This is a genomic window from Luteimonas aquatica (assembly GCF_022662575.1).
In the GTDB taxonomy this organism is placed as follows: Bacteria; Pseudomonadota; Gammaproteobacteria; order Xanthomonadales; family Xanthomonadaceae; genus Luteimonas; species Luteimonas aquatica.
Window position 1 is genome coordinate 57,188 of record NZ_JALBFU010000001.1, and the last position, 19,808, is coordinate 76,995.

Here is a 19,808-nt window from a genome sequence, read left to right on the forward strand (position 1 = left end):
GTCTGCGCGCAGGGCGGCGTCATCGATCGGTCGTGGATCGGCATCCACTTCCTCACTCTTCCTTGCCCTGCGCGCAGACAGTCCCCGCGCGAGCCATGGGCAGCGCATCGGCAGGTTCTAGGATGGCGACGGTGGATTTCGAAGTCCTGAGAAACGCCGCCGCGCGCCTGCAAGAGGCGCCCATCGCCCGACTGATCGCGGACGATCCCGCACGCGCCGGCGATTTCGCGGTGCGAACTGGCGCGCTGTACGCCAACTTCGCCCGCCAGCGCTACGATCGCGTCGCGCTCGATGCGCTGTTCGCACTGGCCGAGAGCGCCGATTTCAGCGGTGCGATGCGACGCCTGATCGACGGCGAGACCGTCAACGCCACCGAAGGCCGCGCCGCGCTGCATACCGCGCTGCGCGGGGATCTTTCCCGCGTCGCCGTCGCCCACGCCGCGTCCGTGCAGGCGCGCGAGGCGCGCGCGAGCATGGCCGCGCTGATCGACGCGCTGTCGGCCTCGGACGTCACCGACATCGTCAGCGTCGGCATCGGCGGTTCCGACCTCGGTCCGCGCCTGGTCGCCGACGCGCTGCGCCTGCCGGAGGCACGCTTTCGCGTGCATTTCCTGTCCAATGTCGACGGCGCCGCCGCGCAGCGCACCCTGGCCGGGCTCGATCCGGCGCGCAGCGCCGCGGTCCTGATCTCCAAGACCTTCGGCACCCAGGAGACCCTGCTCAATGGCGGCATCGTCCGCGACTGGCTCGGCGACGACAGCCGCGTCTATGCGGTCAGCGCCAACGTCGAGCGCGCCGCCAGGTTCGGCGTCGCGCCCGAGCGCATCCTGCCGATGTGGGATTGGGTCGGGGGACGGTATTCGCTGTGGTCGGCGGTCGGCTTCCCGATTGCGCTGGCCATCGGCATGGAGCGCTTCGAGGCGCTGCTGGCCGGCGCCGCCGCAATGGACGCGCACGCGCTGAACGCGGCGCCGCGCGAGAATCTCGCCGTCTGGCATGCGCTGACCGCGCTATGGAACCGCAACGCGCTCGGCGCCGCCACCCAGGCCGTGCTGCCTTACGACGAACGCCTGCGGCTGCTGCCGAACTACCTGCAGCAACTGGTGATGGAGAGCCTGGGCAAGTCCGTGCGCCTGGACGGCGCGCCGCTGCGCGAGCAGACCGTGCCGGTGTGGTGGGGCGGTCCGGGCACCGACACCCAGCACAGTTTTTTCCAGGCCCTGCACCAGGGCACGCAGATCGTGCCGGCCGACTTCATCGGCGTGGCGCGCGGCGACGATCCGCACGGCGAGAACCACCTGGCGCTGCTGGCCAACCTGCTGGCGCAGACCGAGGCCCTGGCCAACGGCCAGGCCAACGACGACCCGCACCGCAGCTACGCCGGCAACCGTCCCAGCACGCTGTTGCTGCTGGACGCGCTCACGCCCGAGTCGCTCGGCCAGCTGATCGCGCTGTACGAGCACAGCGTCTACCTGCAGTCGGTGGCCTGGGGCATCAACGCCTTCGACCAGTTCGGCGTCGAGCTCGGCAAGCAGGTGGCCAACCGCCTGCTGCCGGCGCTGCGCGGGGAGATTGGGGCCGACGATCCCGTGACGCAGGCGCTGCTCGCGGAAATCCTCGGCCGCGCCGGCTGACCGTACCGACGCATCGCACGTATAAGGCCTCCGCGCGGCGAATCGCGTTCGCCGCGCGGAGGCTTCCCCTCACCTGCCGAAGACCTGGAACTCGTTGATCCGGTAGAAGAACGCCTGGTTGGCCGGGCCGACGAAGTTGATCAGCCGCAGCCTGGTGGTCTGCACCTCGTCGAAACTGACGGTGGTCGTGGTATCCAGCGTGCTGGACACGCGCGAGGGCACCGGCACCCAGCCGGACCCGTTGAAGTACTGCACGTCGAAGCCGCGCAGGGCATAGCCCTGGGTGGAATGGACCTGGATCATCGAGGTGCGCACCGCGCTCGGCCAGGCAAGCTCGAACCAGACGTCGGCGGGATTCTGCTCGTAACCGCCGTTGGCCCAGCTGTACTCTCCGCCCAGGGCGGTGTTGGCGTCGCCGTCATTGGCCTTGGCGGGCGAATAGCCCGAATAGGTCGAGAAGGCGCTGGCGGTGGCGCGCGGCGCGATGTTGGGCAGGGTTTCCGGCGCGTTGCGCACCAGGATCTCGTTGACCCGGAAGAAGCCGGGCTGGTGCTCGGGACCGGCCATGTCGACCAGGCGCATCGCGCTGGTGGTGACGGCGTCGAAATACAGGCGCGTGGTCACCCCGAGCTTGCTCGGGTATCCCTGCTGCGGCGTGACCGCGACCCAGGCATTGGTGGCCGGGTCGAGATATTGCAGCTCGAAGCGCTGCAGCGGGTAGCCTTCCGACGAGATGATCTCGACGTAGTCGGTGCGCACGGCATTGGGCCAGCGCAGCTGCAGCCATTGCGGATCCTGGCTGTAGCCGGCATTGGCCCAGCTGTAGTCCCCGCCCAGCCGCGAATCGAGGTTCTTGTCGTTGACGCGTCCGGCGGCGTAACCGTCGAACGTGGAGGACGCGGTGGCGGTGGCCTGCGGAGCGATGTTGCGCGCGAACATGTCGAGCCGGTCGCGCAGACGGTCCAGCGCGAGGTCCATGACGCCGAGACCGGCATCCTGGGCGATCTGCACGTGCCAGGCGGCATCGTGCGGCACCGGGAACCATTCCTGGTAGAGCCAGCCGAGATCGAGGAACCGTTCGTTGCCGCTCATGTGGGTCAGCGAGCGCGTCTCCTGCGGGATGTTGAGCGGGAAGGACGCGGGCATGTGCCCGCCGTTGAGGTAGTTGTTCAGCGCCAGATAGGTCTTGTTGGGGAACTGCGCCTGCAGGTCGGTCTTCCACGACCAGTTGCCCTTGTCGTTGAGCCCGCCCGTGTTGGCGGGGAAGTTGACCGTCGGGTTGTTGATGTAGCCGTTGTGGATGCTCATGCCGAGGCGGTCGCGATCGTCGTCGCCGGTGCAGACCCAGCAGTCGTAGGCCCGGGCGACCGGTTCGATCGCATCCACGATGACCGGAACATCGGGGAAGGCTTCCTTGAACTTCCTGGCCAGGCGCAGCACCAAGGCGCCGCTGCGGCTGTGGCCGGCCAGGTACACGGACTTGAGCTTGGCGGGATCGACCTTGCTGGTCAGCCAGGCGAAATGGGCGTTGACGATGCGGTCCAGATGCCAATCCTGGAATCCGCCGCGATAGCGCGAATCGAACCCGAGTCCGACGAAGGTGTTGCTGCGCGAATAGATGCCTTGCGAGAAAATGCGGTAGGCCAGCGAATTGTCCTGGATCGTGTTGCCGAACTGGTGCTCGCGCCCGGCGTGGCCTTCCCAGGGCGTCTGTCCGGTCACCCAGGTGGGATCGCCGCTGTCGCCCAGCCGCGTGCCGGCCGCCAGGAACACGATGTTCTCGGTGTTCTCGCGCGCCGGCTCGTTGTAGCGCGCGATGTAGGTCTGCTTCTGCGAGGAGTCGGGGACGTCGAAATCGGCCCAGGCGTGGTATTCGGGATCGGTGGTGTCGTTGCAGAACGGCCAGATGCTTCGGCAGTAGCGCACCTTGTCCACGGTCACCGAGGTGCTTTGGGCGAGCGCGAGGGAGGGGGCGGCGAGGCTGGAGAGCAGGATCAGCGCGGCAGGCAGGGTTCTCATGGGCATTCCTTGGAAGAGGTCCTCGGGGGAGCGAGGCCGCCGGATGCCGGACGTGCGGGCGTGGCAGGCGCGGAGCCTCGCTCGCATAGATCGCAAACCGGGCCGGCGACCCTTCACGCCGGCCGTCGGACCGCACTAGTCGGCCGGTGCGAGGCCAGGCGAAGCGGCGGCGCAGGTGCCGCCGGCATGGCGCGCCAGCGCCCAGGCCACATGTTCTTGAACGATCGGATCGGCGCTGTCGCGTCGCGATTCCAGCGCGGCCAGGACGTCCGGTGACCCGGGCGCATTGCCCAGCGCCACCGCGATATTGCGCAGCCAGCGCCGGTAGCCGCTGCGGCGGATCGCCGAGCCTTCGGTGCGCTGCAGGAACTCCTCCTCGCTCCAGGCGAACAGCTGCGCCAGCGTCGCGTTGTCGAGGTCGTTGCGGGCGCGGAAATCCGGTTCGTCGTTGCGCCTGGCGAACTTGTTCCACGGGCAGACCAGCTGGCAGTCGTCGCAGCCGAAGATGCGGTTGCCGATCAGCGGGCGCAGCGCCTCGTCGATCGCGCCTTCGTGCTCGATGGTGAGATAGGCGATGCAGCGCCGCGCGTCGAGGCGGTGCGGCGCCACGATGGCCTGGGTGGGGCACACGTCGATGCAGCGCGCGCAGGTGCCGCAATGCGCGCTGGCCAGCGGGTCGAGCGGCAGCGGCAGGTCGACGTAGATCTCGCCGAGGAAGAACCAGGAGCCGCCGTCCTTGTCGATCAGGCAGGTGTGCTTGCCGATCCAGCCCAGGCCGGCGTTGCGGGCCAGCGCGCGTTCGAGCACCGGCGCCGAATCGACGAAGACGCGGTGGCCGAACGGGCCGATCTCCGCCGCGATGCGTTCGGCCAGTTTCTGCAGCCGGTTGCGCATCAGCTTGTGGTAGTCGCGGCCGAGCGCGTAGCGCGCGACGTAGGCGCGCTCGCCCTCGGCCAGGGTGCGCCAGGCCTGTTCGTCGTCGCCGCGGCCGTAGTCGAGGCCGACCGAAATCACCCGCAGCGTGCCCGGGACCAGTTCCTGCGGGCGCGAGCGCAAGTCGCCATGCCGCGCCATCCAGTCCATGGAACCGTACAGGCCGTTGGCGAGCCAGTCGCGCAGGTGGTCCTCGTCGGCGCCCAGCTCGATTCCGGCGATGCCGCAGCGCTGGAAACCGGCCTCGCGCGCGAGCGCCTTGATCCGCAGCGCGGCGGCGGCGGGGTCGAGCGGGACGGTCGCGGCCTGGAGGGACATGGCGCAAGTATAGAATCGCGGCATCGAACCGCGCCGTCAGCGCGGCGAGGACGCTGCCATCGAACCTGCGATCCCGGCGATGCCGCTCTACGACGCCAGTGCGCTGCGCCGCATCGAGGCGCGGGCCGAGGCGTTCGGCGGCGAGGAGGCGCTGATGCAGCGCGCCGGCCTGGCCGCCTGGCACGAGGCGCTGGCGCATTGGCCGCGCGCGCGTCGCCTGGTGGTCGTCTGCGGGCCCGGCAACAACGGCGGCGACGGCTGGGTGGTGGCGCGCCATGCGCGCGAGGCCGGTCGCCAGGTGCGCGTGCTGCAATGGCCTGCGCAAGCCCCGCGCGGCGCGCTGGCGCGGCGCATGCGGCAGGACTACCTCGACGGCGGCGGCGACGCCGATGCGACGCAGGATGCGCTGGCGAACGCCGACCTCATCGTCGATGCCCTGTTCGGCATCGGCTTCTCGCGCGCGCCGGATGCGGACACGGCGGCGCTGATCGAGGCGATCAATGCCTCGTCCGCGCCGGTGCTCGCCCTGGACGCGCCCAGCGGCGTGGATGCGGACAGCGGATGCGTTCCCGGCGCGGCGGTGCGCGCCGAGCGCACCGTGCAGTTCATCGCGGCGCATCCGGGGCTGGCCACGGGCGCGGCGCTCGAATACGTCGGCGCGCGCAGCACCGCTTCGCTCGAAGTGCCGGCATCGATGCTGGACGCCCTGCCGCCCGCGGCAAGGTTGCTTGCGCCGAGCGCACTGCGCGGCTACCTGCCGCGACGCGGCCGCAACAGCCACAAGGGCGAATCGGGACGGGTGCTGTGCGTCGGCGGCGATCACGGCAAGGGCGGCGCGATCGTGCTGTGCGCGGAGGCGGCCCTGCGCGCCGGCGCCGGCCTGGTCGAGGTGGCCACGCGCGCCGAACACGTGGCGGCCTTGCTCGCGCGGCGGCCGGAAGCGATGGCGCACGGCATCGATCAAGCCGAAGACTTGCAAGCCTTGCTCGATGCCGCGGACGCGATCGCGGCCGGGCCCGGGCTCGGCCGCGACGCCTGGGGGGAAAGCCTGCTCGATGCCGTTCTGGCCGCGGAAAAACCGCTGGTGCTGGATGCCGATGCCTTGAACGCGCTGGCGTCGGCGCCCCGGTCGCTGCCGGGCGATGCCATCCTGACTCCGCATCCGGGCGAGGCCGCGCGCCTGCTGGGCATCTCCACGCGGGAAATCCAGGCCGACCGCCATGCCGCTGCGCGTCACCTGTGCGAACGCCATGGCTGCATCGTCGTGCTCAAGGGCGCGGGCACCCTGGTCGCTTGCGCGAACGAGACCACGTGCGTGATCGCGGCGGGCAATCCCGGCATGGCCGTGGGCGGCATGGGCGACGTGCTGACCGGCGTGATCGCCGCGCTGCGCGCGCAGGGGCTTGCCGCCTTCGACGCCGCCTGTTGCGGCGCGCTGCTGCACGGCGCCGCGGGCGATGCCGCGGCGCGCGAGGGCGGCGAACGCGGCCTGCTCCCTTCCGACTTGTTCGCGCACGTGCGAGGCTTGGCCAATCCATGAGCGCGACCATGCCTGACCGCCCGTTTCCGAATGCATTGTTCCTGCGCGAGAGCGACGACACCGACGCGCTCGCGCGCGCGCTCGCGGCGACGCAGCCCGGGCGCGCGGTGGTGTACCTGCACGGCGATCTCGGCGCCGGCAAGTCCACGCTCGCGCGCGCATGGCTGCGCGCGCTCGGCGTGGAAGGCGGCATCCGCAGCCCCACCTACACCCTGGTCGAACGCTACGACATCGCGCGCGGCGAGGCCCTGCACCTGGACCTGTATCGGATCGGCGACGCGGGCGAACTCGAATTCCTCGGCCTGGACGACAGCGACGCCGCGCTGTGGCTGGTGGAGTGGCCCGAGCGCGGGCGGGGCGGCCTGCCCGCGGCCGACCTGCGGGTCGAGCTGGCCGTCCGCGGGACCGGAAGAATCGCCGCGCTGGTTCCGGCCAGCTCCGCCGGGGAGGCGTGGCTGGCCCGGCTGGAGGATTCTGGTCGCTTGCGAGCGTTTCCTGAATCGACTCCGTAGCAAAGACCGGCAGGCTGCGGATTTGTAAGGGAAAACTGATTGCAAAAATCCGCGCTTGGTGCTTGACTACCGCCCATGCGCGTGAAGGGGGCCACTTTCCAACAATTCCTGCTCGGGCTGGCGCTCCTGGCGGCGCTGGCCTGGAATCTCGCGCGCGCCTCTGAAATCAATCACTTGCGCGTGAGTGCCGGCGCCACGGGCACCCGCGCCGAGCTGGTCCTGGACCAGCAGGCCGAATACAAGATCCTGTCCCTGAGCGGCCCCGACCGCCTGGTCGTCGACCTGCCGGGCACCACCCTGGGCCGCGGCGCCAAGCTGCCGGCGCCGGCGGGCCTGGTGAAGGCCGTGCGTACCGGCCATCCGGTGCCGGGCACGACCCGCGTCGTCTTCGATCTGGGCGCGGCCGTGGTGCCGCTGAAGCCGCGTTTCGAGAAAGGGCCGGACGGCAACCGCCTGGTGCTGGAATGGCCGGGCGACGAGGCCGTGGCCGGCGGCGCCTCGCCCGCACCGCGTGCCCCGGCCGCATCCGCACCCACACCCGCGGCCTCCGCGGCGGCGTCTGCGCCGACCACCGCTCCCGCGCCGACCGAGGCCGAGCTGGCGGCCGCTTCGGCTGCGGCCACCTCGCGCCTGATCGCCTCCACCGTGGCGCCTTCCGGCACCCAGCAGGCCGGCGCCCAGCAAACCGCTTCGAACCCGGCATCGCCGCCGCAGCCGCAGCCAACGAGCGATCCGTCGCTGCAGCGGACGATGCCGACCCCGTCTTCCCTGCCGCCGGGCACCCGGGTGGCCACCGGCATCCCGACCCGGATCGCCACGGGCGTGCCCACGCGCGTCGCCACCGGCGTGCCGGCGCCGGTCAATCCGGCGTCGGCCCAGCAGGCGCCCGCTTCCGAGGAGGCGCCGCCGCCTGCGCCGACCCGCGCCTGGACCCGCGGCATGCGTCCGTTGATCGTCGCCATCGATCCCGGCCACGGCGGGCAGGATCCCGGCGCGATCGGCCTGAACGGCAAGCGCGAGAAGGACGTCACTCTGGCGATCGGCCGCGAGCTGGCGCGCCAGATCAACGCCACGCCGGGCCTGAAGGCCTACCTGACCCGCGACCGCGACGTCTTCATCCCGCTGCCGCAGCGCGCGCAGCTGGCGCGCTCGGCCAAGGCCGACATCTTCGTCTCGATCCATGCCGACGCCGCCGAGAACCGCAGCGCCAGCGGCTCCTCGGTGTACGTGCTCTCGCTCAAGGGCGCCTCGTCGCAGCGCGCGCGCTGGCTCGCCGACAAGGAAAACGCCGCCGACCTGATCGGCGGGCGCATGCCGGCCTCCGACAACACCCTGGCCTCGGTGCTGCTCGACCTCACCCAGAGCGGGCACATGAAGGCCTCCGAGGACGCCGCCGGCCATGTGCTCAGCGGCCTCTCGCGCGTGGGCAACAACCACAAGCCGCGCATCGAGCGCGCCAACTTCGCGGTGCTGCGCACCTCGGACATGCCGGCGATGCTGGTGGAAACCGCGTTCATCTCCAATCCCGAGGAAGAACGGCGCCTGTCGGACCCGTCCTACCAGCGCACGCTGGCGCGCGCCGTGCTCGGCGGCATCGACGCCTACTTCCAGCAGCAACCTCCGCCCGGGACGATGTATGCCGCCCGCGCCGATGCGGGTGGCGGCGGCACGGCGGGCGGCGGCAGCCCCTGATCGCACGCGGCCTGCCTGCGGCGTGCCCGGATCGCACGGACGCGGAAGCCATCGCATAGGGGGCGGACGGCGGGGCGTCGCCTCGTTCCGCCGCGGCCGTTCCCTTATGATTTGCGGGTGAGCATCCGACAGCTTCCCGACACCCTCATCAACCAGATCGCCGCGGGCGAGGTCGTCGAACGGCCCGCCTCCGTGGTCAAGGAACTGGTCGAGAACGCGCTCGACGCGGGCGCCCGCCGCATCGACATCGACCTGGAGGAGGGTGGCGTGCGCCTGATCCGCGTGCGCGACGACGGCGGCGGCATCGCCGCCGACGAGCTGCCGCTGGCGGTCTCCCGCCACGCCACCAGCAAGATCGCATCGCTCGACGATCTCGAATCGGTCGCCACGCTGGGCTTTCGCGGCGAGGCGCTGCCCTCGATCGCCTCGGTCAGCCGGTTCGTGCTCAGCTCGCGCCGCGAGGACGACGAACGCGGTGCGGCGCTGCAGGTGGAGGGCGGCAGCGTCGGCGCGCCGGCGCCCAAGGCGCACCCGCGCGGCACCACGGTCGAGGTGCGCGACCTGTTCTACAACGTGCCGGCGCGGCGCAAGTTCCTGCGCGCCGAGCGCACCGAGCTCGGCCACATCGAGGAATGGCTGCGTTCGCTGGCGCTGGCGCGCCCGGACGTGGAGCTGCGCGTCTCGCACAACGGCAAGCCGTCGCGGCGGTATCGTGGCTTTTCGGAAGCGGGGGCAGGCCGCGAACTGTTCTCCGGCGAACGCCTCACCGAGACGCTGGGCGACGAATTCGCCAAGCATGTGCTGCGCATCGAGCACGAGGCGGCGGGCCTGCGCCTGCATGGCTGGATCGCGCAGCCGGTGTACTCGCGCGCCAGCGCCGACCAGCAGTACCTCTACGTCAACGGCCGCAGCGTGCGCGACCGCAATGTCGCGCATGCCGTGAAGCAGGCCTACGCCGACGTGCTGTTCCACGGCCGCCAGCCGGCGTACGTGCTGTTCCTGGAACTGGACCCGACGCGGGTCGACGTCAACGTGCATCCGGCCAAGCATGAGGTGCGCTTCCGCGATTCGCGCCTGATCCACGATTTCGTCTACCGCACCCTGCACGAGGCCCTGTCGCAGACGCGCGCGGGCATGGGCGTGGCGGTGTCCACCGACGCCTCGCAGCCGGCGGCGATGGCCGAAGGCTATGCGCGCGGCGCGCCGGCCTGGCCGTCGAACGGCGGGTCGTTTTCCTCGTCGCAGGCCGGCCTGTCGCTGCGCGTGCACGAGGCGGGCGCCGCCTATGCCGCGCTCTACGGCGATGGGGCCGCGGCGCCTTCAATGCGGGCGACGCCGGGCCAGGCGCCGGTGGTGGCCAACTACGGCCTGCCCGAGACGCGCGACGACAGCGTGCCGCCGCTGGGCTACGCCATCGCGCAGCTGCATGGCATCTACGTGCTGGCCGAGACCGCGGACGGCCTGATCGTGGTCGACATGCACGCCGCGCACGAGCGCATCGGCTACGAGAAGCTCAAGAACGCGCACGACGGCGAGGGCCTGCGTACCCAGCCTCTGCTGGTGCCGCGCAGCGTGGCGGTGAGCGAGCGCGAGGCGGACATCGCCGAGCGCGAGGCCGCGACGCTGGCCGAGCTCGGCTTCGAGCTTTCGCGCACCGGGCCGCAGTCGCTGCTGCTGCGCAGCGTCCCGGCGCTGCTCGCCAACGGCGACACCGAGGCGCTGCTGCGCGACGTGCTGACCGACCTGCGCGAACACGGCGAGAGCCTGCGCGTGAAGTCCGCGCGCGACGAGCTGCTCTCGACCATGGCCTGCCACGGCGCGGTGCGCGCCAACCGGCGCCTCACGGTGCCGGAAATGAACGCGTTGCTGCGCGAGATGGAAGCCACAGAGCGTTCGGGGCAATGCAATCACGGGCGCCCGACCTGGGCGCGCTTCACCCTGTCGGAAATCGACCGCTGGTTCCTGCGAGGACGCTGACGATGCGCAAGACGATGCTGTGGCTGTTGTTGTGCGGCGGCGCGCTCGCGGCCTGCGGCGAATCGCCGCGGCCGCCTGCCGCGGCCTCGGCCAAGGACGCCAACGCCGGCTTCCGGGCGGAGGAGAACGCCTGGCGCCAGCAGCGGCGCGAGAATCTGCTCAGGCCCGACGGCTGGACCAGCCTGATCGGCCTGCACTGGATCCAGCTCAAGGCCCACTTCCTGGGCAGCAGCCCGGGCAGCGGCATCCGCCTGGCCAAGGGACCGGAGAAGATGGGCCTGCTGCAGCAGCAGGACGGCAAGCTGTTCTTCACGCCCGAGCGGGGCGCGGAGTTGACGCTCGACGACCAGCCGCTCAAGGGCCGGGTGCAGCTGTTCGACGACAAGAGCGAGTCGCCGAGCGTGATCGGTTTCGACCAGGGCAAGGGCAAGCTGACGGTGATCGAGCGCGGCGGGCGCCACGCGCTGCGCGTGAAGCACGCCGACGCGGACACCCGCACCGGCTTCGCCGGCCTGGACTACTGGCCCGCCGATCCGTCGTGGAAGATCGAAGGCAGGTTCGTGGCCAATGCGCCGGGCAAGACCCTGCCGATCCCCGACATCATCGGCGACACCAACGACATCCCCAATCCGGGCGCCGTGGAATTCCAGCGCGGCGGCAAGACCTACCGCATCGAGGCGCTGGACGAGGGCGACGGCAGCCTGTTCCTGATCTTCGCCGACCGCACCAACGGCCACGGCAGCTACGGCGCCGGGCGCTTCCTCGATGCCGGCAAGCCCGACGCCGCCGGCAAGGTGGTGCTGGATTTCAATCGCGCCTACAACCCGCCGTGCGCCTTCACGCCGTTCGCCACCTGTCCGCTGCCGCCGCCGGAGAACCGGCTCGACCTCGCGGTCTTGGCCGGGGAGAAGCAGTACGGCGGACTCAAGCATTGACCGCCAGGAGCCCATGCGCATGATTCCGATCGCCAAATGGCGCGTCGCCCTCCTGCCGCTGGCCGCCGCCTGCGCACTGCTGGTCGGCGCCGTCGCCGCACAGACGCCCGTGCCGCCGACGGCCCCGCCGCCGCCGACCGAGGCGATCGTGCTGGCGCCGCCGCAAGATCCGCCGCTGCCGCTGCTGTGGAAGGTCTCGGACGCGGACAACGCGGTCTACCTGCTCGGTTCCTTCCACCTGCTCAAGCCGGACGACTATCCGCTGTCGGCGGACGTGAACCGCGCCTTCGCCGACGCCAAGGCGCTGGTGTTCGAACTGGGACCGGACGAGATGTCCTCGCCGCAGCTGGGCCTGCGCATGGCGCAGGCGGCGATGCGGCTGGACGGCAAGACGCTGGACAGCGATCTTTCGCCGCAACTGCGCGACAAGCTCAAGGGCTGGGCGGACGCCAACCAGGGCGCCCTGGAGCAGATCGGCATGCCGGCGCAGGCGCTGCAGCGCTTCGAGCCCTGGTACGCGGGGCTGCTGATCACGCTGATCGAGATGAACAAGTACGGCCTCGACGCCAAGCTCGGCCTCGACCAGCATTTCATCGCCGCCGCGGCCGCGGCGAAGAAGCCGGCCTCGGGCCTGGAGACGGCCGACGAGCAGATCGCCTTCCTCGACGGCATGAGCCGGGAGGAGCAGTTGCAGTTCCTCGACGAGGCCATCACCGAGGCCGGGGAGGGCAACCAGCAGATCGAGCAGATGCATAGCGCCTGGCGCACCGCCGACGAGGCCAGGCTGTGGAACGAGATGGCCGGCGAGATGAAGCGCGACTATCCGCGCCTGTACCAGCGCATCAACGTCGAGCGCAACGACGCCTGGGTGCCGAAGATCGAAAGCCTGCTGAGCGCGCCGGGCACCGACGACAAGATGGTCGTGGTCGGCACGCTGCACCTGCTCGGCGAGGACGGCATCGTCGAGAAGCTGCGCGCGAAGGGCTATACGGTCGAGCGCATCTGCTCGGCCTGCAAGCTGGCGGAAGAGCCGGCGCACCGCAAGAAGCCGCGCGCCCAGTAAGGCGCCGCCGGCCGCCCTCCCGTCATTCCGGCTCATGCCGGAATGGGGTGCTCAGGCGGCCACCATCTCGATGCAATCCACCGGACAGGCGGGCACGCACAGCTCGCAGCCGGTGCACAGCGGTTCGAGCACGGTGTGCATCAGCTTGGAGGCCCCGACGATCGCGTCCACCGGGCAGGCCTGGATGCATTTGGTGCAGCCGATGCAGTCGGCCTCGATCACCACGGCGACGATCGCCGGCTTGTGCGCGCCGCGTGCGCGGTCGTAGGGCCTGGCCGGCACGCCCAGCAGGTTCGCCAGGGCGCGCGCGCCGGCGTCGCCGCCCGGCGGACAGCGATCGATCCCGGCCTCGCCGTGCGCCATCGCCTCGGCATAGGGGCGGCAGCCGTCGAAGCCGCACTGTCCGCACTGGGTCTGCGGCAGGAGGCGGTCGATGCGGTCGGTCAGGTTCATGCCGGCGCGGTGCGGAGTGCTCGCGGTCGATCTGCCGGCGCGTTTCGCGGATGCGTTGCCGGAACGCGCCGTCGCGGGCTCAGCGGACGGGCATGCCCGGCTGCGCGCCGGCGTCGGCGTCGAGCAGCTTCAGCTCGCCGCCGTCGAAGCCCGCGGACAGGATCATGCCTTCGCTCATGCCGAAGCGCATCTTGCGCGGCGCGAGGTTGGCGATGAAGACCACGTTGCGCCCGATCAGCCGTTCCGGCTCGCCGTAGCTGGCGCGGATGCCGGAGAAGATCTGGCGGCGTCCCAGCTCGCCCGCGTCCAGCTCGAAGCGCAGCAGCTTGTCCGAGCCTTCGACGAAGGCGCAGGCCAGCACCTTGCCGATGCGCAGGTCGAGCTTGCCGAAATCCTCGATGCCGACCGTCCCGGCCTGCGCGGGCGCGGCGCTCGCCGCGGCGGGCTTGGCGGGCGGGCTTGCGGGCTCGCTCGGGGCGAGGGTGTCCTGGCTGGCGTCGGTCATGGCTTGGGTCTGTTTCGGGTCGATGCGGGTGAACAACGGGGTATAGGGACGGATCGCGCGGTCCAGCAGCGGCGCGTCCAGGGCGTCCCAGCGGTCGAGGGGCGCGTCGAGGAATTCGGCGATCTGCCGCGCCATCGCCGGCAGCACCGGCGCCAGTGCCGCGGACAGCACGCGGAACAGGTTCAGCCCCTGCGTGCAGACCTGCTGCAGTTCGTCGTCGGCGCCGGCCTGCTTGGCCAGCACCCACGGCTTGCGTTCGTCGATGTAGCGGTTGGCCTCGTCCGCCAGCGCCATGGTCGCGCGCAGCGCCGAGGCGGGGTCGTTGCGCTCGTAGGCCTCGCGCACCGGGCCGAGGGCCTGCACGAAACGGGCATAGGTCGGCGACTCGGGCAGGGCGGCGGCGAGCCGGCCGCCGAAACGCTTCTCCACGAAACCGGCGCAGCGGCTGGCCAGATTGACGAACTTGCCGACCACGTCGGAGTTCACGCGGGCGACGAAATCGGCGAGGTTCAGGTCGAGATCGTCGACGCCGCCGGAGGACTTCGCGGCGTAGTAGTAGCGCAGCGCTTCCGGCGGCAGCCCGACGTCGAGGTAGGTGCGCGCCATGATGAAGGTGCCGCGCGACTTGGACATCTTGGCGCCGTTCACCGTCAGGTAGCCGTTGACGTGCAGGCGCGTGGGCGCGCGGAAGCCCGCGCCATGCAGCACCGCCGGCCAGAACAGGCCGTGGAAGTTGACGATGTCCTTGCCGATGAAGTGATGCATCTCGGCCGCGCTGTCGCGCGCCAGGTAATCGAAGAAATTCAGGCCCTCTCGTTCGCAAAGCGCCTGGAAACTGCTCAGATAGCCGATCGGCGCGTCCAGCCACACGTACAGGAACTTGCCCGGATGCCCGGGAATCTGGAAGCCGAAGTAGGGCGCGTCGCGCGAGATGTCCCAGGCGCGCAGGCCGCCTTCGCCGTCCAGCCATTCCTGCAGCTTGGCCTTGACGCCCGGCACGGCGACATCGCCCGCCAGCCATTGGCGCAGGAAGGCGTCGAACTGCCCGACCTCGAAGAAGAAATGCTCCGACTCGCGCAGCTCCGGGGTCGCGCCGCTGACCACCGAGTAGGGCGATTTCAGGTCGGTCGGCGAATACGTGGCGCCGCAGTTCTCGCAGTTGTCGCCGTACTGGTCCGGCGTGCCGCAGTTGGGGCAGGTGCCCTTGACGTAGCGGTCGGGCAGGAACATGCCCTTCACCGGGTCGTACAGCTGCGCCACCGAGCGCCGCGAAATATGTCCGGCCGCGTCGAGCTTGACGTAGAACGCCTCGGTCAAGGCGCGGTTGCGCTCGGAATTGGTCGAGTCGTAGTGGTCGAAGGCCACGCCGAACGCGGCGAAATCGCGCTCGTGGCTGGCCTGGATGCCGGCGATGAACTGCTCCGGCGAGACCCCGGCCTTTTCCGCCGCCAGCATGATCGGCGTGCCATGGGTGTCGTCGGCGCAGACGTAGTGGACGGTCTCGCCCGCCATGCGTCGCGCCCGCACCCAGATGTCGGTCTGGACATAGCCCACCAGGTGGCCGATGTGCAGCGGGCCGTTGGCGTAGGGCAGGGCGGTGGTGACGAGCGCGGTGCGGGACATGATTCGACGGCGTGGGAAGGCCCGGGGATTATCACATGCGCGCCGGACGGGGTCTTGCGGACAGTGCGGTGCCTACGCGCGCCCAGGGCGGCCGGCCGTGCGGAACGGCTGCGTTCAGGCCGCCGGGAGGAGGATTCCAGCGCGCGACGGCCATGCTATGTTCCGCGTGACTCGATCTCCGGGAGGGGGCGGGTGCAGATGCCGCCGCCTCGGGCGGAGCAGGTTTCGACCACATCGATTGGAGTCCCAAGCACATGAAACGCGTCGTCTTATCCCTCTTGCTGGCCGGCACCACCGCCACCGCCTTCGCCGCCCAGGTCTCCGGCGTGAAGCTGGAGGACTCGGTGACCGTCGGCGGAACCCCGCTGGTGCTCAATGGCGCCGGCGTGCGCTCGAAGTACGCGATGTTCAAGGTCTACGTGATCGGCCTGTACGTGCAGGCCAAGACCAAGGACGGCAGCGCCATCCAGAACGCCAAGGAGCCGCGTCGCGCGGTCCTGGTGATGAAGCGCGACCTCGAGGCCGCCACGCTGTCCGAGGCCTTCCACGAAGGCCTGGAGAACAGCCTGAGCGCCGCCGAGTTCAACGCCCTCAAGCCGCAGATCGCCGAGCTCGACAAGCTGTTCAAGCAGGTCGGCAACGTGAAGGAGGGCGACCGCCTGACGCTGGACTTCAGCGCGGAAGGCAGCACCACCTTCGGCTACAAGGGCCGCCAGCTCGACGAGATCCGCAGCCCGCAGCTGGCCTCGGCCCTGCTTGGCCTGTGGGTCGGCAAGAAGCCGGTGCAGGACGACCTGAAGACCGCGTTGCTGAAAGGCTGAGGCATCGCACCCACCGGGCGCCCATGAGGCGTCCGGTGGACGGCGGGCATGCTGCCGTCGATGGCCATGTTGCCGTCGATGGCGGGCCGGATGATCCAGGCCGACAGAGCGCCGCCCGCGATCGCGGCTGGGTTCTTAATTCCTCGCATCGCCGATGCCCATCGGCATCGGTACCCGCATCCGTCGCGGCCGGCCGCTCCCCGGCACCGTCGGTCGTTTGACGCTTATTGGCGCAACCAGACCTGCTGCCGGCAAATGAAGGCGATGCAGCCCGACATGCCGAGCTTCTGCCCGCCGTCCAGCAGTTCCAGCTTGGACTTGTAGGTCTTGCCCTTTTCCGGATCGAGCACGGTACCGCCGCTCCAGATCTTCCCGTCCTGCTTCAGTCCCCACAGGATGGTCATGCCCTTGACCGGCTTGTTCCTGTTGGAGCCCTCGCATTTCTCGCACAGCGGATTCGGTCCGTGCTCGGATTGCAGGATCTCCACCACCTTGCCCTGCAGCGTGCCGTTGGACGCCTGCGAAATCTCCACGATCGACTTCACCTTGCCGGTCTCGTCGTCGACGGTCTTCCAGCGGCCGACCGGGGAGTTCTGGGCGAAGGCGGCGGTAGACGGCAGTGCCAGCATCAGCAGGCAGACTAGGGATTGCAGGCGCATTTCTCACTCCTGGGAAAGGGACCGACGCCGCTAGCGTACCCGATGCGGGATGCGGCGGCTTTGGCCGCTGGCCATTTTGCGACGCCCCAAAAGAAGAAGCCCGGCTTTCGCCGGGCTTCCTGGGTTGCATGCATCAGTTGAACTTGTACTTGAAGCTGGCGAAGATCTCGCGCCCGATCGGGCTGTAAGCGCGCCAGAAGAACGGATAGGTGTTGTAGGTGTTGTCCGACGGGTGCAGCTTGTCGAACACGTTGTTCACCGCGATGCCGAGCGTGGCCTTGTCGGTGATCTCCTTCTGCACCGCCAGGTTCCAGATCACGTACGAACCGATGCGGCCAGTTTCGGCCCAGTTCGGCAGCGAGCCCCAGCGATAGCCGTTCACGTTGACGGTCCAGTCGTCACGCTCCCAGTTCACTTCCCAATTCACGCGGCTGCGGAAATTGAAGAACTGCTTGTGGTCGCGGATGTTGCGGATATCGCTGCCCGGGAACTGCTGGTCTTCCATCTTCAGCACATGGGTCCAGCCCAGGCTGAAGTTGAACTGGCCGGCGCGATCCGTATCCAGGCGATAGCGCCAGCGTGCATCGATGCCGCTGGTCTTGAGCATTGCCTGGTTGATCGGGAACGAGCGGTAGACATCCACTTCGTCGTCGTTCACTTGGTCGACGCCGAGACGCTTGACCAGACCGGTGAAGAACTGGCAGCTGCTGGAGTTCTGGTCGACGGGGTTGCCCGCGCGATCGGTTCCGAGACGGCATGCCGCTTCCTCGCGGAACAGATAGTCGGGGTTGATGTCGTCGACGGCGCCTTCGAGCTTGATGTTGTAGTAGTCCATGCTCACCGACATGCCGTCGACGATGTCCCAGACGAAGCCGGCGGTGTAGGACTTGCCCTCTTCCTCTTCCAGGTCCGTGCTGCCGCGACGCAGGCCTTGCATGGTGTACGTGTACTCGGGGCCTTTGCAGGTGGCGCTGGTCGGACTGAAGCCATCACGACGGCAACGGTATTCGTCGAGCACGCCCGGAAGGAAAAAGCCCGATTCCTCGGCGAAGATGTAGTGCATGTCGGGAGCGCGGAAGCTGGTGGCATAGCTGCCGCGCAGCAACAGACTTTCGACCGGGCGGTATTCCAGGCCGGCCGACCAGGTGAAAGCCCCGTTCACGTCGGTGACGTCGTCGTACTTGTCGTAGCGGCCGGCGAGGTTCAGCTTCAGCGGGGCGAAGACAGGAATGCTGAACTCGACGCCGAGGGCGTAACGATCGCGTTCGCCGCCGCCGCCCGTGCCGGTCAGGTTGTAGATCGGCTCGGGACCGGCGTAGTCGGGACGGATGCGCGGGTCGGCTTTGAGATCGTACTTCTGGCGGGCGCCTTCGATGGTCGCCGCCACGCCGACAGGCCCGGCCGGGAGTTCGAAGAGGTCGCCGGAAATCACGAACGAGGCCTGCGACACTTCCGACTCGGCCTCGGTCTTGATGCGCGTGATCAGCGAATCGAAGGTGTCGGGCGTGAGCGGGGAGAAGTAGCGGTTCATGTTGATCTGGTGAACCGGGTACTGGTTGAAGTACGGGTCCAGGCCCAACTGCGGTCCGAGGAAGTACTCGCTGACCTTGTTCGCCAGGAAGCGCGGCTGGCTCGATTCCAACTCGTAACGTGCGTGCGAGATGGTCGCTTCCCAGTCGAAGCGGTCGTTGAACATGCTTCCGCGCAAACCAGCGGCGATGTCGAAGGAGCGCTCGCTGACCTTGGTCTGGTTGGCATTCAGGCCACCCGCTTCGCTGGGCGTGAAGATGCGCTGGCTGTCGAGAATCGTGTCGAGGTTGGGATCGTAGAACAGCGGCGCCTGCCAGAACTGCGTCGCGGAGGCGATCTTTGCGTCCGACTTCGAGCCGCTGAACTGCGCGAAACCCTGAAGGCCGTTGCTGAAATCATACGTGCCGTACAGGTATGCGCTGAGCGACCTGTCGGAGTTGCGGATTTCCTGGGTGGCGGGGTATCCGAAATAACCGCAGGTGCCGCGGGCCTCGAGCTCGAATTCCGAGAATCGGGCGCAGGTGGAAGCGGCGGTTTCGCCGTTCGGATAGACGTACGAGCTCAGGCCGGTACCGATCAAGCGGTCGCGCAGGCGGATGCCGATCGTCGCGGTGGCGTCCTTGGGATCCACCGACGGATCGTCCCGGTAGGAGTCCATGAAGTCGCGCTGGGAAGCGAAAATCTCCTCGCGCGACAGGTATTCGAATGCGTAGGTCAGGTTCCAGTTGTCGCTGGTCTTGCCGCCGACCCACTGCAGACGGGCGCTGTCGCCGCCACCGCGCGTGGTGGTGCCGCCGCGCAGGGTGAATTCGTCGCCATCGAAGTTGGTCTTCATGACGATATTGACCACACCGGCCACGGCATCGGAGCCGTAGATCGCCGACGCGCCGCCGGAAAGCACTTCAATGCGCTCGATGGCTGCGGCGGGGATGTTGGCCAGGTTCACCGCGTTGGACTGGCTGTTGTACGGCAACGGGTAGTCCGCCGTGCGGCGGCCGTTGATCAGGATCAGCTGATAGCCCGGGCCGAGGCCGCGCAGGTTCAGGAAGCTCGCATTGGGCGTGAAGCCACTCTGGTTGAGCTCGTTCTGAACGGTGCCGGTGAACTGGGTGAGCGTCGTCAGCGCGTCATAGACCGTGGAAAAGCCTTGCTTCTCGATGTCGTCGGCGGTGATTACCGTCACCGGCGTGGGGCCTTCGATCTCGGCGCGCTTGATGCGCGAACCGACCACCGTGACCTTATCGAGATTGGTCGTGGAGGAGGACGATCCTTCGCCAGTGGCTTGCGGGCTGGCCGGCTCGGCTTGTGCTTCCTGGGCCAGGGCAAATCCGGATACCGGCATCACCAGTGCCGCGGACAGCGCCGCAGCCAGTTGGTGTCGTCTGATTCCCCATTTGTGAACATTCATCATTGAATCCCCTATTGATTTCAATTAGTTACGTCCATTAACGACATTGATTCACATGCCGTACACGCGAACTTAACATGTAATTAATGGTGTTGCCACACCTTGGTAACCTTGTGCGGCGTCGCGAGTTGCCCCGAGGTTTTGTGCGACGCACAATCCACTCCGACTCTCGACGCAGCACGAGCA

14 protein-coding genes are annotated in these 19,808 nt (G+C 69.0%); 8 read left to right on the plus strand and 6 right to left on the minus strand.

The features are described from left to right. Positions 1-122: 122 nt before the first annotated feature. Positions 123-1,634 (plus strand): glucose-6-phosphate isomerase, encoded by a 1,512-nt coding sequence (gene pgi, locus MD221_RS00275; RefSeq protein WP_242106874.1) that lies wholly within the window; start codon positions 123-125, stop codon positions 1,632-1,634. 69 nt (positions 1,635-1,703) lie between these two features. Here the strand turns inward: pgi and MD221_RS00280 are convergent, their stop codons facing one another. After that, entirely contained in the window at positions 1,704-3,653 is a 1,950-nt protein-coding gene (locus MD221_RS00280; RefSeq protein WP_242106876.1) for a hypothetical protein, read from the minus strand. A 135-nt stretch (positions 3,654-3,788) separates the two neighbouring features. Beyond that, positions 3,789-4,904 carry a tRNA epoxyqueuosine(34) reductase QueG gene (gene queG, locus MD221_RS00285; RefSeq protein ID WP_242106877.1) on the minus strand — a complete coding sequence of 372 codons (1,116 nt, stop codon included), beginning with the start codon at positions 4,902-4,904 and terminating at the stop codon, positions 3,789-3,791. 79 nt (positions 4,905-4,983) lie between these two features. On the opposite strand from queG, the gene MD221_RS00290 reads away from it, so the two are divergent. From MD221_RS00290 to MD221_RS00315, 6 genes are all read left to right on the plus strand, one after another. Next, positions 4,984-6,444, plus strand: coding sequence for an NAD(P)H-hydrate dehydratase (locus MD221_RS00290; protein WP_242106879.1), 1,461 nt, complete (start codon positions 4,984-4,986; stop codon positions 6,442-6,444). Positions 6,445-6,452: 8 nt separating this feature from the next. Further along, on the plus strand, positions 6,453-6,956 hold the full coding sequence (gene tsaE / locus MD221_RS00295; protein ID WP_242106881.1) for a tRNA (adenosine(37)-N6)-threonylcarbamoyltransferase complex ATPase subunit type 1 TsaE: 504 nt from the start codon (positions 6,453-6,455) through the stop codon (positions 6,954-6,956). Between the two features lie 75 nt (positions 6,957-7,031). Further along, complete coding sequence (locus MD221_RS00300; RefSeq protein ID WP_242106883.1) at positions 7,032-8,648, plus strand: N-acetylmuramoyl-L-alanine amidase; 1,617 nt, start codon at positions 7,032-7,034, stop codon at positions 8,646-8,648. 117 nt (positions 8,649-8,765) lie between these two features. Next, on the plus strand, positions 8,766-10,625 hold the full coding sequence (gene mutL, locus MD221_RS00305) for a DNA mismatch repair endonuclease MutL (RefSeq protein ID WP_242106885.1): 1,860 nt from the start codon (positions 8,766-8,768) through the stop codon (positions 10,623-10,625). After that, on the plus strand, positions 10,622-11,560 hold the full coding sequence (locus MD221_RS00310) for a DUF1684 domain-containing protein (RefSeq protein WP_425602209.1): 939 nt from the start codon (positions 10,622-10,624) through the stop codon (positions 11,558-11,560). The genes mutL and MD221_RS00310 overlap by 4 nt, the downstream gene beginning before the upstream one ends. A gap of 19 nt (positions 11,561-11,579) precedes the next feature. Next, a complete protein-coding gene (locus tag MD221_RS00315) occupies positions 11,580-12,623 on the plus strand; it encodes a TraB/GumN family protein (protein WP_242106889.1) in 1,044 nt (347 codons plus the stop codon). A gap of 51 nt (positions 12,624-12,674) precedes the next feature. Here the strand turns inward: MD221_RS00315 and rnfB are convergent, their stop codons facing one another. Next, positions 12,675-13,076, minus strand: coding sequence for an Rnf electron transport complex subunit RnfB (rnfB, locus tag MD221_RS00320; protein WP_242106890.1), 402 nt, complete (start codon positions 13,074-13,076; stop codon positions 12,675-12,677). Between the two features lie 79 nt (positions 13,077-13,155). After that, positions 13,156-15,204, minus strand: a complete 2,049-nt coding sequence (gene metG, locus MD221_RS00325; protein ID WP_242106891.1) for a methionine--tRNA ligase — start codon at positions 15,202-15,204, stop codon at positions 13,156-13,158. A 254-nt stretch (positions 15,205-15,458) separates the two neighbouring features. Here metG and MD221_RS00330 point away from each other — a divergent pair, with 254 nt between their 5' ends. Continuing rightward, positions 15,459-16,025, plus strand: a complete 567-nt coding sequence (locus tag MD221_RS00330) for a chalcone isomerase family protein (RefSeq protein WP_242106892.1) — start codon at positions 15,459-15,461, stop codon at positions 16,023-16,025. A 224-nt stretch (positions 16,026-16,249) separates the two neighbouring features. On the opposite strand, the gene MD221_RS00335 is transcribed toward MD221_RS00330, so the two are convergent. Together MD221_RS00335 and MD221_RS00340 are read right to left on the minus strand one after the other, a co-directional pair. After that, positions 16,250-16,684: a DUF2147 domain-containing protein gene (locus MD221_RS00335; protein WP_242106893.1), complete on the minus strand. Its 435-nt coding sequence runs from the start codon at positions 16,682-16,684 to the stop codon at positions 16,250-16,252. A 133-nt stretch (positions 16,685-16,817) separates the two neighbouring features. Then, positions 16,818-19,556, minus strand: coding sequence for a TonB-dependent receptor plug domain-containing protein (locus tag MD221_RS00340; protein ID WP_242106894.1), 2,739 nt, complete (start codon positions 19,554-19,556; stop codon positions 16,818-16,820). Between the last annotated feature and the right edge of the window lie 252 nt (positions 19,557-19,808).

Coding starts and splice junctions, on each gene's coding strand:
- rnfB (WP_242106890.1), bottom strand. CDS start 13,076: ATGAACCTGACCGACCGCATCGACCGCCTCCTGCCGCAGACCCAGTGC.
- MD221_RS00280 (WP_242106876.1), bottom strand. CDS start 3,653: ATGAGAACCCTGCCTGCCGCGCTGATCCTGCTCTCCAGCCTCGCCGCC.
- tsaE (WP_242106881.1), top strand. CDS start 6,453: ATGCCTGACCGCCCGTTTCCGAATGCATTGTTCCTGCGCGAGAGCGAC.
- MD221_RS00330 (WP_242106892.1), top strand. CDS start 15,459: ATGAAACGCGTCGTCTTATCCCTCTTGCTGGCCGGCACCACCGCCACC.
- MD221_RS00315 (WP_242106889.1), top strand. CDS start 11,580: ATGATTCCGATCGCCAAATGGCGCGTCGCCCTCCTGCCGCTGGCCGCC.
- metG (WP_242106891.1), bottom strand. CDS start 15,204: ATGTCCCGCACCGCGCTCGTCACCACCGCCCTGCCCTACGCCAACGGC.
- MD221_RS00290 (WP_242106879.1), top strand. CDS start 4,984: ATGCCGCTCTACGACGCCAGTGCGCTGCGCCGCATCGAGGCGCGGGCC.
- MD221_RS00335 (WP_242106893.1), bottom strand. CDS start 16,684: ATGCGCCTGCAATCCCTAGTCTGCCTGCTGATGCTGGCACTGCCGTCT.
- MD221_RS00300 (WP_242106883.1), top strand. CDS start 7,032: ATGCGCGTGAAGGGGGCCACTTTCCAACAATTCCTGCTCGGGCTGGCG.
- pgi (WP_242106874.1), top strand. CDS start 123: ATGGCGACGGTGGATTTCGAAGTCCTGAGAAACGCCGCCGCGCGCCTG.
- MD221_RS00340 (WP_242106894.1), bottom strand. CDS start 19,556: ATGCCGGTATCCGGATTTGCCCTGGCCCAGGAAGCACAAGCCGAGCCG.
- queG (WP_242106877.1), bottom strand. CDS start 4,904: ATGTCCCTCCAGGCCGCGACCGTCCCGCTCGACCCCGCCGCCGCCGCG.